Raw genomic sequence first — 18,894 nt, 5'->3', positions numbered from 1 at the left:
TAGTACTAACTTTTTTTCCTAAAAATGATACCGACAATAAAAAACCGCTCACTGGGAGCGGTTTTTTTCATCAATATTAAGCGATTAGCTTAGCCGATATTCACTCGGGCATTGCGGAACATGCGCATCCATGGGCTGTTCTCGCTCCACTCATCTGGGTGCCAAGAGTTCGCTACAGTGCGGAATACACGCTCTGGGTGAGGCATCATGATAGTCACACGACCATCTTGCGTTGTCAGACCGGTAATCGCATTCGGTGAACCATTCGGGTTATTCGGGTACTGCTGCGTTGGGTTACCGTGATTGTCCACGTAACGCACCGCGACTGTACCAGATGCTTCAATCGCTGCTAGGTGGTCTGCATCACGAACTTCTACACGCCCTTCACCGTGAGATACCGCGATTGGCATGCGAGAGCCGGCCATGCCGTCGAAGAAGACAGAATCAGACTTTTGTACTTCAACCAGGCTGAAGCGTGCTTCAAAACGCTCTGATTCATTGCGAACGAATCGTGGCCATAGGTCAGCGCCTGGGATCAGCTCTTTCAGGTTCGACAGCATCTGACAACCATTACACACACCTAGCGAGAAGGTGTTGTCACGGTTGAAGAATGCCTGGAACTGGTCGCGAGCTTGTGCGTTGAACAAGATAGACTTCGCCCAACCTTCACCTGCACCCAGTACGTCACCATAAGAGAAGCCACCACAAGCCACTAGGCCGTGATACTCATCAAGGGCGGCTTGACCAGTCAGGATATCGCTCATGTGGATATCGGTTGCTTCGAAGCCTGCACGGTCAAAGGCTGCTGCCATTTCAACGTGTGAGTTAACACCCTGCTCACGCAAGATTGCCATCTTAGGCTTGGCACCGGTGTTTACCATCGAACCGGCAATGAACGGCGCGGCAACATCTTCGTTGATATCAAAGCTTAGCTTAGCGTTCAGACCTGGATCGGTGTTGTCTTTCTTCGCCGCGAACTCTTGGTCAGCACAAGCTGGATTGTCACGCAGGCCTTGCATCTTGTGTGTGGTTTCAGCCCAAATAGTGCGTAGCTCGATACGTGAACGTTCTAGTACCACAGCGTCGCCCGAGGTGATCACTACGTTATCCGATGCTTCTACGCTACCGATAACGTGAGTACATGTCGCCAGACCGTTCGTTGCCAATACCGCTTTCACCGCGTCTAGGTCGTCATTCTTAACTTGAACAACGGCACCTAGCTCTTCGTTAAACAGCGCCGCTAGCGTGTCTTCGCCAAGACCCGCAATATCAGCTTTCACACCACAGTGACCGGCAAATGCCATCTCTGCCAGCGTGACGAATAAGCCGCCATCGCCTTTATCGTGGTAAGCAACCAGCTTGTCATCACGAACCAGTGTTTGCATTGCATCAAAGAAGCCTTTTAGCTGCTCTGCGTTATCAACGTCTGCTGGCTTGTCGCCAAGCTGCTTGTAAACCTGTGCCAGTGCAGTCGCACCCAAACGATTCTTACCGTTACCCAGGTCAACCAGAACCAGTGAAGAGTCACCTTTATCGGTACGCAGCTGAGGCGTGACCGTTTTGCGGACATCTTCAACACGGCCAAAGGCAGTGATAACAAGCGAAAGTGGAGACGTCACTTCTTTGTTTTCGCCGTTCTCTTCCCACTTGGTCTTCATCGACATGGAGTCTTTACCCACAGGGATAGTCAGACCCAATGCTGGACAAAGCTCTTCACCGACCGCTTTAACAGCTTCGTAAAGGCCAGCATCTTCACCTGGGTGACCCGCTGGCGACATCCAGTTGGCAGACAGTTTAATGTGCTTGATATCACCGATATCAGTACCAGCGATGTTGGTTAGCGACTCACCGACAGCTAGGCGTGCAGACGCACCAAAGTCTAGTAGTGCAACTGGCGTACGCTCACCCATCGACATTGCTTCGCCGTGGTAAGAATCGTAGCTGGCCGCGGTTACAGCACAGTTAGCGACCGGCACCTGCCATGGACCAACCATTTGATCGCGAGCCACAAGACCCGTTACGGTACGGTCACCGATAGTAATAAGGAATGTTTTCTCAGCAACGGTAGGAAGGCGCAGTACGCGTTCAGCCGCTTCGTTGATTTCAATACCATCGCGAACAATCGCCGGGCTATCAACTTTTAGCGTCGTTGCATCACGGTGCATCTTCGGCGTTTTGCCCAATAGGATGTCCATTGGCATGTCGATTGGCGTGTTGTCGAAGTGTGAATCTTCAAGTTTCAGCTCACGCTCTTCGGTGGCAACACCCACAACGGCGTACGGTGCACGTTCACGCTTACAGATAGCATCGAATGCTGCCATATGCTCTGGCGCAACAGCCATTACATAACGCTCTTGCGATTCGTTACACCAGATCTCGAGTGGGCTCATGCCCGGCTCATCGTTTGGTACGTCACGCAGTTGGAAGATACCACCACGCTCGCCATCGTCGACAAGCTCAGGCAGTGCGTTAGAGATACCGCCCGCACCTACATCGTGGATAAATGCGATTGGGTTATCATCACCCAGCTGCCAACAACGGTCGATCACTTCCTGACAACGGCGTTCCATCTCTGGGTTTTCACGCTGTACAGATGCGAAATCTAGGTCTTCTGCAGATTGACCTGACGCCATTGACGATGCAGCGCCGCCACCAAGGCCGATGTTCATCGCAGGACCACCCAGAACGATTAGGCTTGCACCTACTGGGATCTCTTTCTTTTGCACGTGCTCGTCACGAATATTACCCATACCACCAGCAATCATGATTGGCTTGTGGTAACCACGTACTTCGACACCGGCGTGAGAGTTCACTTTTTCTTCGTAGGTACGGAAGTAACCCAGCAGGTTTGGGCGACCAAATTCGTTGTTGAACGCAGCACCACCCAATGGGCCTTCTAGCATAATGTCTAGTGCGTTAACGATACGACCCGGCTTACCGAAATCCGTTTCCCATGGTTGTTCGAAACCAGGGATGCGTAGGTTAGAAGTCGTAAAACCAACAAGACCGGCTTTTGGCTTACCACCGATACCTGTTGCGCCTTCATCACGGATTTCACCGCCAGAACCAGTAGAAGCCCCCGGCCATGGAGAAATAGCCGTTGGGTGGTTGTGCGTTTCAACCTTCATCAGGATGTGCGCATCTTCGTTATGGTAGTTGTACTGACGAGTCTCAGGATCTGGGAAGAAACGACCCACTTTAGAACCTGTCATTACGGCGGCGTTATCTTTGTAAGCAGACAGAACATGGTCCGGCGTGGTTTCGAACGTGTTCTTGATCATCTTGAACAGAGACTTTTCTTGCTTAACGCCGTCAATTGTCCAATCTGCGTTGAAAATCTTGTGACGGCAGTGCTCTGAGTTCGCTTGGGCAAACATCATCAGTTCGATGTCTGTCGGGTTGCGTTCAAGCTTAGTCACAAAACTTTCTAGTAAGTAGTCAATTTCATCTTCAGCAAGGGCAAGGCCTAGCGTCACGTTGGCCTCTTCAAGTGCTTTACGGCCGCCAGAAAGGAGATCGACATCAGCAACAGGCGCTGGTTCAGCAACTTGGAAAAGGGCGACTGCTGAATCAAATTCAGTAAAAACAACTTCCATCATGCGGTCATGAATCAGGCCTTTTAGCACGACCACTTGCTCAGCTGATAGCTCAACCGAGGTTTCGATGTAGTAAGCCGTACCACGCTCCAGGCGCTTGATCTGCTCAAGGGCACAGTTGCGGGCGATATCAGTGGACTTCGATGACCATGGGGAGATTGTTCCCGGACGAGGGGTAACCAGCAGCAATAGGCCAGACGGCTCGTGCTCTGCAATCGTAGGGCCGTAAGTCAGCAAGCTTGTTAGCTTTTCTTGCTCTTCCGCACTCAGTGGCGAAGACAAGTCTGCAAAGTGCATGAACTCAGCATAAATACCTGACACAGGCAGATCCAATTCACGGCAACGCTCTAGTAGCTTATTAACGCGAAACTCAGACAGTGCGGGTGAACCACGCAAAATTTCCATGTGCGAACGTCTCTCGATTAGCAGTTGAAGAAAGGTGATATTGGCCTAACCCCCGGCCAGATGCCGAGACAATTACGTCAATGTCACCTCATTTGCCATTACCCGTTTAAGGCGAGCAGCTCATGATGGGGCGTAGTATAAGGGAATTTTTTTTGTGACGTAACACCTGACGCAACCGTTTGCGTGTTTTTTTTTCAATCCGAGCCAAAAACAGAGAGATATGAGGGGCAGCAGATCCGTTATGGTTCTTTTTGCAGCGGTTTGTGGTCATATTCTGACAAGTCGGCCTTGTTATGAGAGTGCCGCGCTGACGTCAGTAAGCGGTAATGCCGACGAAAAGCGCCACGAGAACCGCCCGTTGTAATTACATTTTTTTACGATTTATGATTTAAGAAATGTGCCATACCACGGAAAACCTGCCGCCAAAACACTGTGATTATTTTGCGGATCGGACGAGCTTTGGTATAAAGGACGTCCTGTTTTTATCAAGAGCATACATCGTTGAGCACTCTTCGACCGAATCCAAGTTTTAAACAATTCATTGCCTTACTATTGAGCCTCTTCATGCTCAACGGTTGCTTGTGGCAGGAAGATCCCCGCACGGAACTAGAACGGATCCGCGAAGAAGGCGTCTTGCGCGTCGGAACACTCAACAACCAACTTTCTTATTATATTGGTAATGAAGGTCCAACCGGGTTGGATTACGAACTGGCCCACCGCTTTGCCGACAAGCTTGGCGTCAAGCTGGAAATGAAGGCCATGTTCACCCTATCCGGCCTGTTTCCTAACCTCAATCGTGGTGATGTTGATATCCTGGCCGCTGGCCTGACCATGACCGATGAGCGCTTGGCGCACTTTCGCGCCGCACCGGCATACTATTATGCCAGTCAGAAAGTGGTCTACAAAAAAGGCCAATGGCGCCCTCGCAGTGTAGAAGATCTGGCCGAAAACAAAGGTTCGCTAGCTGTGGTCAGCGGCTCTAGCCATGAGAAAACATTACAAGCACTCAAGCAAGAACACCCTACCCTTGAATGGCAGTCGCTTGAAGAAATCGACAGCGACGAGTTACTGCGCCAAGTGGCTATCGGTGAGCTCGACTATACCTTGGCCGATTCAGTCGATATTGCTCTTAACCAGCGGATCTTGCCGGATGTCACCACTGCACTGGAACTGACCGAAGATGAGCCTATCGCTTGGTTCGTCAACCAGAATAGTGATGACAGCCTGTATGCTCTGCTGATCGAGTTCTTCGGTGAAATCCAGCAAAACGGTGAGCTGGCCAAGTTGGAAGAGAAATACCTTGGCCACGTCGACAAGTTCGACTATGTCGATACTCGAGCCTTCCTGCGTGCTGTAGAAGGCAAGCTGCCAAAGTGGGAAGGTTTGTTCAAACAATATGCCAACGAATTTGACTGGCGTTTGATTGCAGCCCTGTCGTATCAGGAGTCACACTGGAATCCACGCGCAGTATCACCAACAGGGGTTCGCGGGATGATGATGCTGACCTTGCCGACAGCACGCTCGGTTGGGGTAAAAAACCGACTGGATCCGGAACAGAGTATCCGCGGCGGTACCGAGTACCTGCGTAAGATGATAAACAGGATCCCGGACAGTATCGAAGAGCACGAAAAGGTATGGTTTGCCCTGGCGTCATATAACGTAGGCTTCGGCCACTTAATGGACGCCCGCCGCCTCACCCTGTCACAGGGCGGTAACGCAGATGCCTGGAGTGATGTGAAGCAACGCCTGCCACTGCTGCGCCAGCGCAAATACTACAAACAAACCCGCTATGGCTATGCCCGTGGTGATGAGGCGCTACATTATGTCGAGAATATCCGTCGTTACTACCAGAGCATTATCGGCTACGAGCAAGCCCACAGCCAAGAGCCGCAGCTTGATGACATCGAATTGATTGATGGCTTGCATACCATAACGCCATCAACAGAGGTGCTTGCCCTGCAACTTCCAGACGGTGAAGAAATAATACCGTCTGATGCGACAGCACCGAACAAAACAGCCAGCAACTAATCTGCACTTCCCCCCTGCTCTGGCAGGGGGATCTTGCTCACACCTTTCTGTTCTTATGTGTGAAAAATGATCGAAAAGCGTGACCGCTACCGTTAGAGAGATAACAGGGAATAAGAGATACTAGCCCTAATACGGTTTTTACTCGCTCCTATTCCGAGCGGCTCTAATACCAACCTACATAAATATTTGATCAGTCTTGCAGGTTAAAATCGCTGTTCTCTGCGTTAGATATTTTGTAATTAGAGCCACTAGTTACTGCAATATCTGCCTTAATAACAACGATTTTTCCAGTGCAAATACTTGATCAACGACTTATCCAGATTGGTATAAAGGAGAGGCTCTATGCGCTTTTCGAACAAGAAAATCAGTAATAACATGCGCATGCGGATAGCATCCGCTGCCACTCGACGCAAGCGACTTAACGCGAATACCCGCAAGAAAATTCTTTGGCGTCAACGAAGCTATATCATTAACAGTTCGGCAGGGATCTAATCGCTTCAATCGACTGAAAAATATGGGGGGAGTGGTTAGCTAGATTTATCAGCGGCCTGCTGGCGCGCTTTCTTTTCAGCTTTTTTCTCGGCCCGACGGCGCTTGAAAAAAGCCTGCAACTGATGACGGCACTCATCGGCTAACACCCCAGACTCAATTAACACATGATGGTTGACCTGCTCGTAGCTAAGCAAGTTCATGATGCTGCCTGCTGCGCCAGTTTTCAGATCATGGGCACCAAAAACCACCTTGCCTATACGGCTGTGCACCATGGCACCAGCGCACATAGGGCATGGCTCTAGCGTCACATACAAAGTGGCATCGATCAGACGGTAGTTCTGCAGCACCTGACCGGCTTGGCGCAGAGCCATGATTTCGGCATGGGCAGTGGCGTCATGCTGGGTAATGGATCGATTCCAGCCCTCCCCGACAACCCGCCCCTGATAGACCACCACAGCACCGACCGGCACTTCACCGGCCTCTTCGGCACGGGATGCGAGCTCCATGGCACGGCGCATAAAGTCTTCATCGTTAAATTCAGGGGCTGCATCTGTCCTGGTTGGCTCTGACATAGATCGCTCTGACATGAATGATTTTACTCGCTATTACTTGTGGCCGCTGATTATACCCAAAAGCCCGAGGGATGCGAGGTATTGGGCCTCCCTGCGGTTATCCTACGCCAATGATTCGGCCAAAAAATCCACCAGTAAACGAACCTTAGGCGATAAGTGCCGGTTATGGGGATAGAGCGCCCAGATCCCTTCATCAGGCTCACGGAACGTATCCAACACCGTAACCAATGCACCTTTCTCCAGATCATCACTGATGTAGTAATCAGGTAACTGCACCAAGCCAATTCCCTTCAACACGGCATCACGCAAAGCATGTCCACTAGCACAACGTAAAGTACCGTCAACCCTCATACTGCGCGCTTTACCTGCTTCTTGAAAACGCCAATGATCATAATTACCCATCAAGCAATTATGGTGACGAAGTTCAGACAGCGAGTGCGGTACGCCAAATTTTGCCAAATAAGCCGGTGAAGCACAGACAAACTGAGTACGACTAGCCAAGCGCTTGGCCATCATGGTCGAGCTACTGAGCTTGCCAAGACGGATCGCCAAGTCATATCCCCCCTCAACCAAATCCACCGTTTGATTAGTCAGCACCATATTTACATCTACTTCGGGGTACAGCTGCATAAAATCGACCACCAGCGGCATGATGTACTGCTCACCATAGGTATAAGGTGCCGTTAGTTTAAGGCTCCCCTGTGGGGTATCGCGTCGATCGCTGATCGCCCTTTCGGCTTCTTCCAGCCCATCCATCAAACGGCGGCAATGCTGGTAGTAAATGGTGCCTTCTTCGGTCAGCGAGACCTTACGGGTTGTACGGTAAAACAACTTGGTATTGAGTCGGTTTTCCAACGCACTGACCTGGCGACTAACTTGGGCCGTGGAGATACCGAGCTGCTTGGACGCGGCCGTAAAACTCTCGGATTCTGCTACCGCAACAAATTCACTCACCCCTTCCCACAAAAACATACCCCACCATTATTACACAATGGAAAAAGTTATTTGCATTATAGAGCAATTATCATCCACCAAGAAACAAATATACTAAGCCCATCACAACGAAGCAGCACCACACACACTCGCTGCACCATCGGTAAACATTCTCTCCTACTGTTATAGCAACCGTAGGAACAACATAGGGCTTAGCCCAACGATCATAAGAGAGAAATGAAATGTCTGAGCAATTTATCAAATCCAAAGCTGCCATCGCATGGGGTCCGAACCAGCCTCTTTCTGTTGAAGAAGTTGATGTGATGCTGCCGAAAAAAGGCGAAGTACTGGTTCGCATTATCGCAACAGGTGTCTGCCACACTGATGCATTTACACTATCAGGCGATGATCCAGAAGGGATCTTCCCGGCAATCCTCGGCCATGAAGGCGGCGGTATTGTTGAAATGGTTGGTGAAGGCGTGACGAGCGTAGCAGTCGGCGACCATGTTATTCCGCTTTACACCCCTGAATGCGGCGAGTGTAAGTTCTGTAAGTCAGGCAAAACTAACCTATGCCAGCAGATCCGCGAAACCCAAGGGAAAGGCTTGATGCCCGACGGTACCACCCGTTTCTACAAAGATGGCCAGCCAATTTACCACTACATGGGCTGCTCGACGTTCTCCGAGTACACGGTACTGCCTGAGATCTCACTGGCTAAAGTCAACAAAGAAGCACCATTGGAAGAAGTCTGCCTGCTAGGCTGTGGCGTCACTACCGGTATGGGTGCAGTGCTGAAAACAGCCAAAGTACAAAAGGGCGATACTGTTGCTATCTTTGGTCTTGGCGGGATCGGCCTATCGGCAATCATTGGTGCAACGATGGCTGGTGCAAGCCGAATCATCGGTGTCGATATCAACGAAAGTAAATACGCATTGGCGAAAGAGCTCGGTGCGACAGACTGCATCAACCCTAACGACTACGACAAGCCTATTCAGGAAGTGATTGTCGAAATGACCGATGGTGGCGTGGATTTCTCATTCGAATGTATCGGTAACGTCAACGTCATGCGCTCAGCCCTTGAGTGCTGCCACAAAGGTTGGGGCGAGTCGGTGATCATCGGTGTTGCCGGTGCTGGTCAGGAAATCTCTACCCGTCCGTTCCAGTTGGTAACTGGTCGTGTATGGCGCGGCTCTGCGTTCGGTGGTGTGAAAGGCCGCTCAGAACTACCTGAGATTGTTGAACGCTACATGGCAGGTGAGTTCAAGTTGGATGACTTCATTACCCATACCATGGGTTTGGATGCCATCAACGAAGCCTTTGATCTGATGCATGAAGGTAAGAGCATCCGCTCAGTCATCCACTACGACAAATAATGCTACCGGCTAGGCTCCCGCGGGAGTCTAGTCTAGTAACTTAGGCTACGAAAGAGACGCTAATGACTATCGAAAACATAAGTTGGAACAAAAGCTTTGGCGGCTGGCACAAACAATACAGCCATCACTCTGCAGTACTGAACTGCGACATGCGCTTTGCCATTTTCCTCCCGCCGCACATAGCCCAAGGGGCAAAAGTCCCAGTACTTTACTGGTTGTCGGGCTTGACCTGCACCGATGAGAACTTCATGCAAAAAGCCGGTGCCCAGCGCCTGGCAGCAGAACTAGGTATTGCTATTGTGACGCCGGATACCAGCCCACGCGGTGAAGGGGTACCGGATGATCCCGAAGGGGCCTACGACTTCGGCTTGGGAGCAGGCTTCTATGTCAATGCAACCCAGGCACCATGGAACCGCCACTACCAAATGTATGATTATGTCGTGAATGAGCTACCGGCGTTGATCGAAGAACACTTCCCGGTGAGTGATAAGAGAGCGATCAGCGGCCACTCAATGGGTGGTCACGGCGCTTTGATGATTGCCTTGCGCAATCCATCTCGCTACAGCTCAGTGTCTGCCTTCAGCCCGATCAGCAACCCGGTAAATTGCCCTTGGGGTGAAAAAGCCTTGAGTGGATACCTTGGTGACGATCGCACCAGCTGGCTGCAATACGACACCACAGAGTTGCTCAAGAATAACCAGCAGCCCGTTCCTGCGCTAGTTGACCAAGGGGATCAAGACAGCTTCCTAGAGGAGCAGTTGAAACCTGATTCTCTTGCTGAAGCCGCTCAAAGCATCGACTACCCGCTCGAACTGCGTATGCAGGAAGGCTACGATCATAGCTACTATTTCATCGCCAGCTTTATTGACGATCACCTGCGCTTCCATGCCCAGCATCTCCTGTAAGCAGGTGCCTGAGGTTATCGACTGACATAAAAAAGCCCCAATCAAGGGGCTTTTTGTTCAGCAAAGTAAATTACATGCCGTAAGTATAAGGTGCTTGGATACCTAGAGGAATACCGATTGCCCAGTAGATAAGTAGGAAGATAGTCCAACCAATCAGCATTGCAATCGAGTAAGGCATCATCATTGAAGCCAGAGAGCCGATACCTGAGCTCTTCACGTAACGCTGCATGTAAACAACAACTAGCGGGAAGAACACCATCATTGGAGAAATGATGTTAGATACAGAATCACCAACACGGTATGCCGCCTGAGTCAGCTCAGGAGAAATACCAACTGCCATTAGCATCGGCACCATGATAGGACCGATCAAGGCCCACTTCGCAGATGCTGAACCAACCAGTAGGTTAACGAATGCTGTTAGTAGAATCATACCAACGATAGTTATCTGACCTGGTAAGTTCATCGCTTGAAGAAGCTGAGCACCAGAAAGAGCGAGTAGCGTACCAAGGTTAGATTGAGTAAAGGCAACAAGGAATTGCGCGATGAAAAACGCCATAACCATGAAGCTACCCATGCTGCTCATCGTGGCAGACATTGACTTGATAATATCGTCACTTGCTTTGAACGTACCCGCAACCTTGCCGTAAACCACACCAGGGATCACAAACAAGATAAAGATTAGCGGTACGATAGACTGCATTACCGGTGCGTTGAATGCGGTGATTTCACCTGCTGGGTTACGCAGTGGTGATGTCTCAGGGATCAGCGCCACAATCAGTACGGCAATACCGGCCATCATCGCCCAACCAGCACGAGAGAAAGCTTTACTTTCTAGCTCTGTGAAAGAGCCCATATCCGGTGCTTCTTCTGCATCATCATCAATAGCCGTCTGAGATAGACGAGGCTCGATAACGCGATCAGTGATGTACCAACCAATGCTCACAATAAGCAGTGAAGACAAACCGGTGAAGAATAGGTTTGATAACGGGTTAACAATATACTCAGGGTCAAGAATTTGTGCCGCTTCTTGGGTGAAGCCAGCCAATAGTGGGTCGATACCTGAAGGAATAAAGTTTGCTGCAAAGCCACCTGATACACCCGCAAATGCAGCTGCAATACCCGCTAGTGGGTGACGGCCTGCTGCGTGGAAGATGATACCACCCAGAGGGATTACCAGTACGTAACCTGCATCAGCAGCTGTGTGCGATACGATAGCAACTAGAATCAATACCGGAGTAATGAATTTAGCTGGTGTTACGTTCAGCATCTTCTTCAAGCCAGTATTGATAAAGCCAGAGGCCTCAGCAACACCCACACCCAGCATTGCTACAAGCACAATACCCAGTGGTGCAAAACCGGTGAAGTTAGTCACCATGGTCGCAAGGAAGTTTGCAAACGCTTCACCCGTCAGTAGGTTGTTAACTTCTACTGCTTGGCCAGAAACGGGGTGAATTAAGCCAAATTCGAACTGAGAGAAAACTGCAGATAAAACCCAAACAAGGATCAATCCCCAGAAGAAGAGCAAGGCAGGATCAGGGATCTTGTTACCTGTACGCTCGATAAAATTAAGAAACTTATTCATCGCACTTGGCGATTCATTCGGTGTCTTGTTGACAGCTTGATTGCTCATGGGAACTCCATGGTCATTAGTGATGTTGTAAGTTTGCGGCGTTAGATTGTGGTTTTATCGCCGTCAATCCGTTTTTTCTGCAACAGAAAAAGCTTGCGGCGAATTGTAATGAAAAGTTCAAACAAAAACGCACGATTCACCATGCATTCGGCAAATTCAACAATAGCATATTGTAATAAAATATTAACGCAAAACATTACACTAACAAGCACGTTACAAGCCCCATCCCAAAGCACAACAATACTTTCATTTGTGTAAATTATTTCCTTATCTCATTCCTAAGTCATCCCCACGGGTATCACATCTATTCGAATACCACACAAAGCAACTTTTCGTCACTACAGTTTAGCCAAAAAAAAGAAGCACCCGAGGGTGCTTCTTGTTATTCAGTCAATCTAAGCAACGCTTAGTATTCGCGAGAGGATTATTCCCACTCGATCGTCGCTGGTGGCTTACCCGATACATCGTAAACAACACGTGAGATGCCGTCGACTTCGTTGATGATACGGTTAGACACCTTACCCAGGAAATCGTATGGTAGGTGAGCCCAGTGTGCCGTCATAAAGTCGATAGTCTCAACCGCACGCAGTGACACAACCCAATCGTACTTACGGCCGTCGCCCATTACACCCACAGAGCGAACAGGTAGGAACACAGTAAATGCCTGCGAGACTTTGTTGTACAGATCCGCTTTGTGCAACTCTTCGATGAAGATAGCATCAGCACGACGTAGCAAATCACAGTATTCTTTCTTCACTTCACCCAGTACACGTACACCTAGGCCAGGACCCGGGAACGGGTGGCGGTAAAGCATGTTGTAAGGCAGGCCAAGCTCAAGACCAATCTTACGAACTTCATCTTTGAACAACTCTTTTAGCGGCTCAACCAAGCCCATTTCCATATCATCAGGCAGGCCACCAACGTTGTGGTGCGACTTGATAACATGCGCCTTACCGGTTTTCGATGCTGCTGATTCGATAACATCTGGGTAAATCGTACCCTGTGCCAACCACTTCGCATTGGCTAGTTTCTTCGACTCTTCATCGAACACATCAACAAATACGTGGCCGATGATCTTACGCTTAGCTTCCGGCTCTGCCTCACCCGCAAGTGCATCGAGGAAACGATCTTCGGCTTTGACGTGTACAATCTTCAAGCCAAAGTGATCGCCAAACATTTCCATTACCTGCTCACCTTCGTTCAAACGAAGCAGGCCATTGTCGACAAACACACATGTCAACTTGTCACCAATCGCACGGTGGATAAGCATCGCAACAACAGAAGAATCAACACCACCTGACAGGCCAAGGATCACTTCATCGTCACCCACTTGCTCTTTGATACGCGCAACAGCGTCATCAATGATGTTCGCCGACGTCCATAGCTTCTCACAACCACAGATGTTCAGAACAAAGTTTTCAATAATGCGCATACCCTGACGAGTATGGGTAACTTCTGGGTGGAACTGCACACCGTAGAAATTTTTCTCTACATTGGCCATTGCCGCGTAAGGACAGGTTTCAGTTTCCGCGACCTTAACGAAATCAGATGGGATTTCGACCACTTTGTCACCGTGGCTCATCCATACATCTAGCAGTGCCTTGCCATCTTCAGCAATTGAATCTTCGATATTTTGGAAGAAAGCAGTTGGCTCAACCACTTTAACCTGAGCATAACCGAACTCACGTTCAGTTGAACCCGCTACTTTACCACCAAGCTGCTCGGCCATTGTCTGCATACCGTAGCAAACACCGAATACAGGTACACCAGCATCGAACACATACTGCGGTGCGCGAGGGGAACCTTCTTCAGTCACACTTTCTGGGCCACCAGAAAGAATGATGCCGTTAGGGTTGAAGTCGCGAATATCCGCTTCATCAACGTCCCAGCTCCATAGTTCACAATAAACACCAATTTCACGGATACGGCGTGCAATAAGCTGGGTGTACTGGGAACCAAAGTCCAGGATCAGGATACGCTGGTCATGAATATTTGTGGTCGTGGTCATTCGAGCTGTCTCAAAAAATAATGGAAAGGTGGGGGCATAAAAACGCCCCCGATCTTATACAAGTTTCGCGTTTAGGCAAACGTTTTCGTCAGTTGCTGGTGCAGCTGATGAAAATTAACCCAAGCGGTAGTTTGGTGCTTCTTTGGTGATCGTCACATCGTGAACGTGTGATTCATTCAGACCGGCACCTGAAATGCGAACAAATTCAGCTTTGGTACGCAGCGCCTCGATAGTCGCAGAGCCGGTTAGGCCCATGCTTGAACGCAGGCCACCCATTTGCTGGTGAACGATTTCTTTCATGTGGCCCTTGTAAGCAACACGGCCTTCGATACCTTCAGGAACCAGCTTATCAGCTGCGTTATCCGTCTGGAAGTAACGGTCAGAAGACCCTTTCGACATTGCGCCCAAAGAACCCATGCCACGGTAAGATTTGTAAGCTCGGCCTTGGTACAGCTCAACTTCACCCGGTGCTTCTTCCGTACCTGCGAACATTGAACCGACCATGACACATGATGCGCCAGCAGCAATGGCTTTACACATATCGCCAGAGAAACGGATACCACCATCGGCAATAACAGGGATATCGAACTGGTCAGCCACAGCAACCGCATCAGCGATAGCCGTTACCTGAGGTACACCCACACCGGTAACGATACGGGTAGTACAGATAGAGCCTGGGCCAATACCCACTTTCACAGCGCTTACACCAGCGTCGATAAGCGCACGAGCACCTTCAGCCGTAGCGACATTACCACCAACAATTGGCAGATCAGGGAACGCTTCGCGCGTTTCGCGGATTCGGGTAAGTACGCCTTCAGAGTGACCGTGTGAAGAATCGATAAGCAGTACGTCAACGCCTGCTTCTACCAGCGCCTTAACACGCTCTTCGTTGCCTGCACCAGCACCTACGGCTGCACCTACGCGAAGACGGCCACGCTCATCTTTACATGCATTAGGCTTACGCTCTGCTTTCTGGAAGTCTTTCGCGGTGATCATGCCACGAAGCTGGAAGTCATCGTTGACTAGCAGTACTTTCTCAACGCGGTACTGCTGCATGATAGCTTCAACTTCTTCACGCGATGCGCCTTCTTTAGCAGAAGCCAGTTTATCTTTTGGCGTCATCACTTCTTCAACCTTCATCGAAAGGTCAGTCACAAAACGAACGTCACGGCCAGTGATAATACCAACAAGCTCATTGGTATCAGAAACAACAGGGTAGCCGGCAAAACCGTTTTCAATTGTCAGACGCTTCACATCTTCAATGGTGTTGTAAGGCTTCACGGTAACAGGTTCAGAAACCACACCGGCTTCGAATTTTTTCACCATGCGAACTTCATTGGCTTGTTGCTCAATGGACATGTTCTTGTGGATAAAACCAATGCCGCCTTCCTGGGCAAGGGCAATTGCCAGGCGACCTTCTGTCACTGTATCCATTGACGCAGACACCATAGGGATGTTCAGCGTAATGTCTTTCGTCAGGCGGGTGCGCAGATCGGCAGTGTTAGGCAGTACAGTAGAATGGGCTGGAACCAGTAGGACATCATCGAAAGTCAAAGCTTCTTGTTTGATTCGTAACATTGCAATATCTCACACCAAGTAGAGGTTTAAAGAAGGATAAAATATTGCGGACGAATTATACGGGTGAAGCAATCGATTGGCTAGACTTTTTTTAATTTATTTAATTGACAAATTTGTCTTGCTGTGTAGTATCTTTCTGTTAAGTTTCCGGTGCTGCGGTCAGCATATTACGACCAAGATCTGTCCATAGATCTGCCCAGGCTTTGTTCACCACGTCCTGTCGCCCGTCTACCGCACACCCCAGCCTTCCAATACAGGTATCTTGTCTCGTGACGTTATTTGCTCAACAGAACCAGACCAATGACCGTATCTACACCGTTTCCAGCCTCAATGCCCAAGTTCGTTTGATCCTTGAAAACGAAATGGGAGTGGTTTGGCTGGTCGGTGAGCTATCGAATCTCTCCATGCCCGTTTCCGGCCATTGGTATTTCACCCTTAAAGACTCACGCGCCCAAGTTAAATGCGCCATGTTCAAAGGCAGCAACCGACGTGTGACCTTCAAGCCGGCAAATGGCACTCAGGTACTGGTCAAGGCCCGCCTTTCACTCTACGAACCACGTGGTGATTATCAGTTGATCATCGAGAGTATGCAGCCCGAGGGGGATGGTCGCCTCCAACAGCAATTTGAACAGCTAAAAATGAACTTGGCTGCCGAAGGTCTATTTGCCCAATCACTCAAGCAGGCACTGCCAGAGCAACCACAACGTGTGGGGATTATCACTTCCAAAACCGGTGCTGCCCTACATGATATTCTTAATGTCCTGCAACGCCGCGATCCAAGCTTGCCCATTGTCATCTATCCAACAGTTGTCCAAGGGGAAGGTTCCGCAATCTCGATCGCCCAGGCCATTGGCCGTGCCAATGCCCGCCGTGAGTGTGATGTGCTGATTGTCGGGCGAGGTGGCGGTTCACTGGAAGATCTCTGGGCCTTCAACGACGAAATCGTGGCGCGGACCATAGCGGCCAGCCAGATCCCAATTGTCAGTGCTGTGGGCCACGAAGTCGATGTCACTATCGCAGATTTTGTTGCAGATGTTCGAGCACCAACACCATCAGCGGCTGCAGAACTGATCAGCCGAGATATGGGTTTCCAAACCCAAAAAATCAGCCAAAAAAAGCAGCAACTTCAGCATGCTATGCGTCATTACCTATCTGCTAAGCAAGCACAAACAATCCGTCTGCAGCATCGCCTTGATCGGCAGCACCCGCAAGTGCGCCTCAACCAGCAGCAACAGCAGTTGGACGAATTGTCAGGCAAACTAGAATTGGCCATGAAACAGCGTCTGGGACGTCACCAACAGCACATTGACCGTATTGACTACAAGCTGGCTCTCAACTCACCGGCACAAGTTGTCAAAGCGCAACAGAATCGGCTTGAGAGATTGCAGCAACGACTTCAAGATGGAATGGATCGCCGCCTGCTCAATGCCAGCCACAAGCTCGCTATGGCAGCTGAAAAACTGGAGACAGTTAGTCCACTGGCGACCCTAGGCCGCGGCTACTCAATTACCCGCAATCGCAAGGGACAGGTCGTCCGTAGTGCTGGGCAAGTCAAACATGGTGATAGCCTGCGGACAACCCTCGCCGACGGGGAAATCCATTCTATTGTGTCTGAAACAGCAGACTAGCGGCCGTAACACGCTGGTAAGTACAACGCGTCAAATCAAAAATGCCGCCAGTAATCACACCTGGCGGCATTTCTATTTCAGCGACTTATTCCGATTTATACCAATCTGGATAAGTATTTGATCAAGTATTTATGTAGGTTGGTATTACGCTTGTTCAAATATAATTCTGACCCGAGATTTGGACTTCAGCTCATTGCAGCTATTGCAGAAATAGCTCGCCGCCCCGCACGCCTGAAGCTTATCCAACTCGGCCTCGCAATCAGGACAAAAAGCCTTTTTGATAAACGTCGTGCTGCAGCACCCGCAATGGTACTTCCCTTCCTGCCACTCGAGATCTTGTTGACAACTCGGACAAATATTCTGGTTCATTTTCTCTCCCTTAAGCCCAATAATAATTCAATTTGCCAGCCTGCGCCTTTGATCCGGCTCAGCAACCGTAAAGATGCGCTGTAATACAAAACTCAGTAATAACCCGCATCCTGATCGTACTTCAAACCGGTGATCAACGCTAAAAGCCACGGTGATCAGCGATCAGGTACCAAAAGAACATTTATCAATACGCATCCCGAAAGCATAAGTTACATGTTCTGTCTTTCAATTTTTAACGATATTTAACACTGAAGCTTCCGCTATAAATCCAGTTGATCAAGAATATTAGAAATCAGCAGTAAAAAGATCGTACTTATAACAAGCGACTCAACCAAAAAATATAATTAACTGATAAATATAAAAAAATCGCCATTAGGCGATTTTTCCTGTCTTCAGACGGTTGATCAAGCTGGATTGCTATATGTTAACATCACCAGTTCCTGATCGCTGTCTATACGGAACTCTACCCGCAATGCCGCATATTCTGCGAGTGAGCGGACATGAGTACCGCCACAGGGGATCTCCACTACTTGGCCTTCCTGCAGATCACAGCGCCAGTAACGTGAATCGGTCAGCGCTTCCCCTTCCCTTCGCAAGTGCACCGGATAACCCGCCTCACACCACAACGCAAGTTGCTGATTGATTTGCTCAGTGATAACAGGCAAAGCTGCCAGCATATCGGCCGCGTTGAGCCCACGTTTGCGTAGGGTTTTACCAATACGATAGGTATCTGTACTGCAATCTTCGGTTACCCTGCTCTCTGTCTGCGCGTAGCTATGAAAATCATAATGCCCGAGTTCATCTTTACGTGATGCGTCCTTACGCCAAAAGTCATGGTGCAGCACCTTATTCAGAGCGAGTGACGACAGGTGGCCGCCACTGTGGCCCCGGCTCAGGGCGAGCTGATAGTGCTCATCAACATTCAGCATGACCTTGCAACCTGCGTGAAGATCGACAACTTCAGCCAACTGATGCACCACCACAAACACCCATCCTGGCTCATCGCGTTTCACCGGGATATCTTTACCAACGTGCAGCTGACCGCTCTGCTGTTCAACGGCGCCAACGAGGCAATCGACCACCTCATACGCCTGCCCTGCTAGTGTCAATGTACCGCGATCAGCTGGGTGATCTGGCCAGATATGGCTAACAGGATGGAATGGCGTCTTATCGGTAACAACGTAGCAGCCCTGGGACGGAGTGGCCACTGCTGTCAGTTGTACGTCCGCTTCACATTGGTAGATACGCTCAGGAAAAAGTACATGGGTCGCGCTGATCACAATGATGGATATCCTTGCAGGTAGATGGAAAGGTGTAATATCAATCTGGATAAGTCGTTGATCAAGTATTTATGTAGGTTGATATCATAACAAAAAA

The 18,894-nt window shown here is 49.6% G+C and carries 14 protein-coding genes; 6 read left to right on the top strand and 8 right to left on the bottom strand.

Annotation, left to right across the window (positions count from 1 at the left end):
• Positions 1-89: 89 nt before the first annotated feature.
• The gene (gene purL / locus NHN17_RS03075; protein ID WP_255040662.1) at positions 90-4,001 is read right to left on the bottom strand and encodes a phosphoribosylformylglycinamidine synthase; all 3,912 of its coding nucleotides are present in this window, start codon (positions 3,999-4,001) and stop codon (positions 90-92) included.
• Positions 4,002-4,242: 241 nt separating this feature from the next.
• Between purL and NHN17_RS03070 the strand changes: the two genes are divergently transcribed.
• The 3 genes from NHN17_RS03070 (at position 4,243) to NHN17_RS03060 (ending at position 6,521) form a co-directional block, all read left to right on the top strand.
• Positions 4,243-4,365 carry a hypothetical protein gene (locus NHN17_RS03070; RefSeq protein WP_255040661.1) on the top strand — a complete coding sequence of 41 codons (123 nt, stop codon included), beginning with the start codon at positions 4,243-4,245 and terminating at the stop codon, positions 4,363-4,365.
• Positions 4,366-4,565: 200 nt separating this feature from the next.
• Positions 4,566-6,029 (top strand): membrane-bound lytic murein transglycosylase MltF, encoded by a 1,464-nt coding sequence (gene mltF / locus NHN17_RS03065; RefSeq protein WP_255040660.1) that lies wholly within the window; start codon positions 4,566-4,568, stop codon positions 6,027-6,029.
• Between the two features lie 342 nt (positions 6,030-6,371).
• The gene (locus tag NHN17_RS03060; protein ID WP_255040734.1) at positions 6,372-6,521 is read left to right on the top strand and encodes a hypothetical protein; all 150 of its coding nucleotides are present in this window, start codon (positions 6,372-6,374) and stop codon (positions 6,519-6,521) included.
• A 35-nt stretch (positions 6,522-6,556) separates the two neighbouring features.
• Here NHN17_RS03060 and tadA read toward each other — a convergent pair whose 3' ends face one another.
• On the bottom strand, positions 6,557-7,093 hold the full coding sequence (gene tadA, locus NHN17_RS03055) for a tRNA adenosine(34) deaminase TadA (protein WP_255040659.1): 537 nt from the start codon (positions 7,091-7,093) through the stop codon (positions 6,557-6,559).
• Positions 7,094-7,195: 102 nt separating this feature from the next.
• Positions 7,196-8,065: a LysR substrate-binding domain-containing protein gene (locus tag NHN17_RS03050; RefSeq protein WP_255040658.1), complete on the bottom strand. Its 870-nt coding sequence runs from the start codon at positions 8,063-8,065 to the stop codon at positions 7,196-7,198.
• Between the two features lie 203 nt (positions 8,066-8,268).
• Here NHN17_RS03050 and NHN17_RS03045 point away from each other — a divergent pair, with 203 nt between their 5' ends.
• Both NHN17_RS03045 and fghA read left to right on the top strand, forming a co-directional pair.
• Positions 8,269-9,399, top strand: coding sequence for an S-(hydroxymethyl)glutathione dehydrogenase/class III alcohol dehydrogenase (locus tag NHN17_RS03045; protein WP_255040657.1), 1,131 nt, complete (start codon positions 8,269-8,271; stop codon positions 9,397-9,399).
• Positions 9,400-9,461: 62 nt separating this feature from the next.
• Positions 9,462-10,304, top strand: a complete 843-nt coding sequence (fghA, locus tag NHN17_RS03040; RefSeq protein ID WP_274125119.1) for an S-formylglutathione hydrolase — start codon at positions 9,462-9,464, stop codon at positions 10,302-10,304.
• 70 nt (positions 10,305-10,374) lie between these two features.
• Here fghA and NHN17_RS03035 read toward each other — a convergent pair whose 3' ends face one another.
• From NHN17_RS03035 to guaB, 3 genes are all read right to left on the bottom strand, one after another.
• Entirely contained in the window at positions 10,375-11,934 is a 1,560-nt protein-coding gene (locus NHN17_RS03035) for an AbgT family transporter (RefSeq protein WP_255040656.1), read from the bottom strand.
• A gap of 424 nt (positions 11,935-12,358) precedes the next feature.
• Complete coding sequence (gene guaA, locus NHN17_RS03030) at positions 12,359-13,942, bottom strand: glutamine-hydrolyzing GMP synthase (protein ID WP_255040655.1); 1,584 nt, start codon at positions 13,940-13,942, stop codon at positions 12,359-12,361.
• A gap of 114 nt (positions 13,943-14,056) precedes the next feature.
• A complete protein-coding gene (gene guaB, locus NHN17_RS03025) occupies positions 14,057-15,520 on the bottom strand; it encodes an IMP dehydrogenase (protein WP_255040654.1) in 1,464 nt (487 codons plus the stop codon).
• 269 nt (positions 15,521-15,789) lie between these two features.
• Here guaB and xseA point away from each other — a divergent pair, with 269 nt between their 5' ends.
• Entirely contained in the window at positions 15,790-17,148 is a 1,359-nt protein-coding gene (gene xseA / locus NHN17_RS03020; protein WP_255040653.1) for an exodeoxyribonuclease VII large subunit, read from the top strand.
• 144 nt (positions 17,149-17,292) lie between these two features.
• Here the strand turns inward: xseA and NHN17_RS03015 are convergent, their stop codons facing one another.
• Complete coding sequence (locus NHN17_RS03015; protein WP_255040652.1) at positions 17,293-17,517, bottom strand: zinc ribbon domain-containing protein; 225 nt, start codon at positions 17,515-17,517, stop codon at positions 17,293-17,295.
• Positions 17,518-17,921: 404 nt separating this feature from the next.
• Complete coding sequence (locus tag NHN17_RS03010) at positions 17,922-18,803, bottom strand: alanyl-tRNA editing protein (protein WP_255040727.1); 882 nt, start codon at positions 18,801-18,803, stop codon at positions 17,922-17,924.
• Positions 18,804-18,894: the final 91 nt, after the last annotated feature.

This window comes from Photobacterium pectinilyticum, assembly GCF_024357955.1.
Classification (GTDB): Bacteria; Pseudomonadota; Gammaproteobacteria; order Enterobacterales; family Vibrionaceae; genus Photobacterium; species Photobacterium pectinilyticum.
The sequence above is the reverse complement of the archived record's forward strand: the minus strand, read 5'-3'. Positions and strand labels throughout refer to the sequence as shown.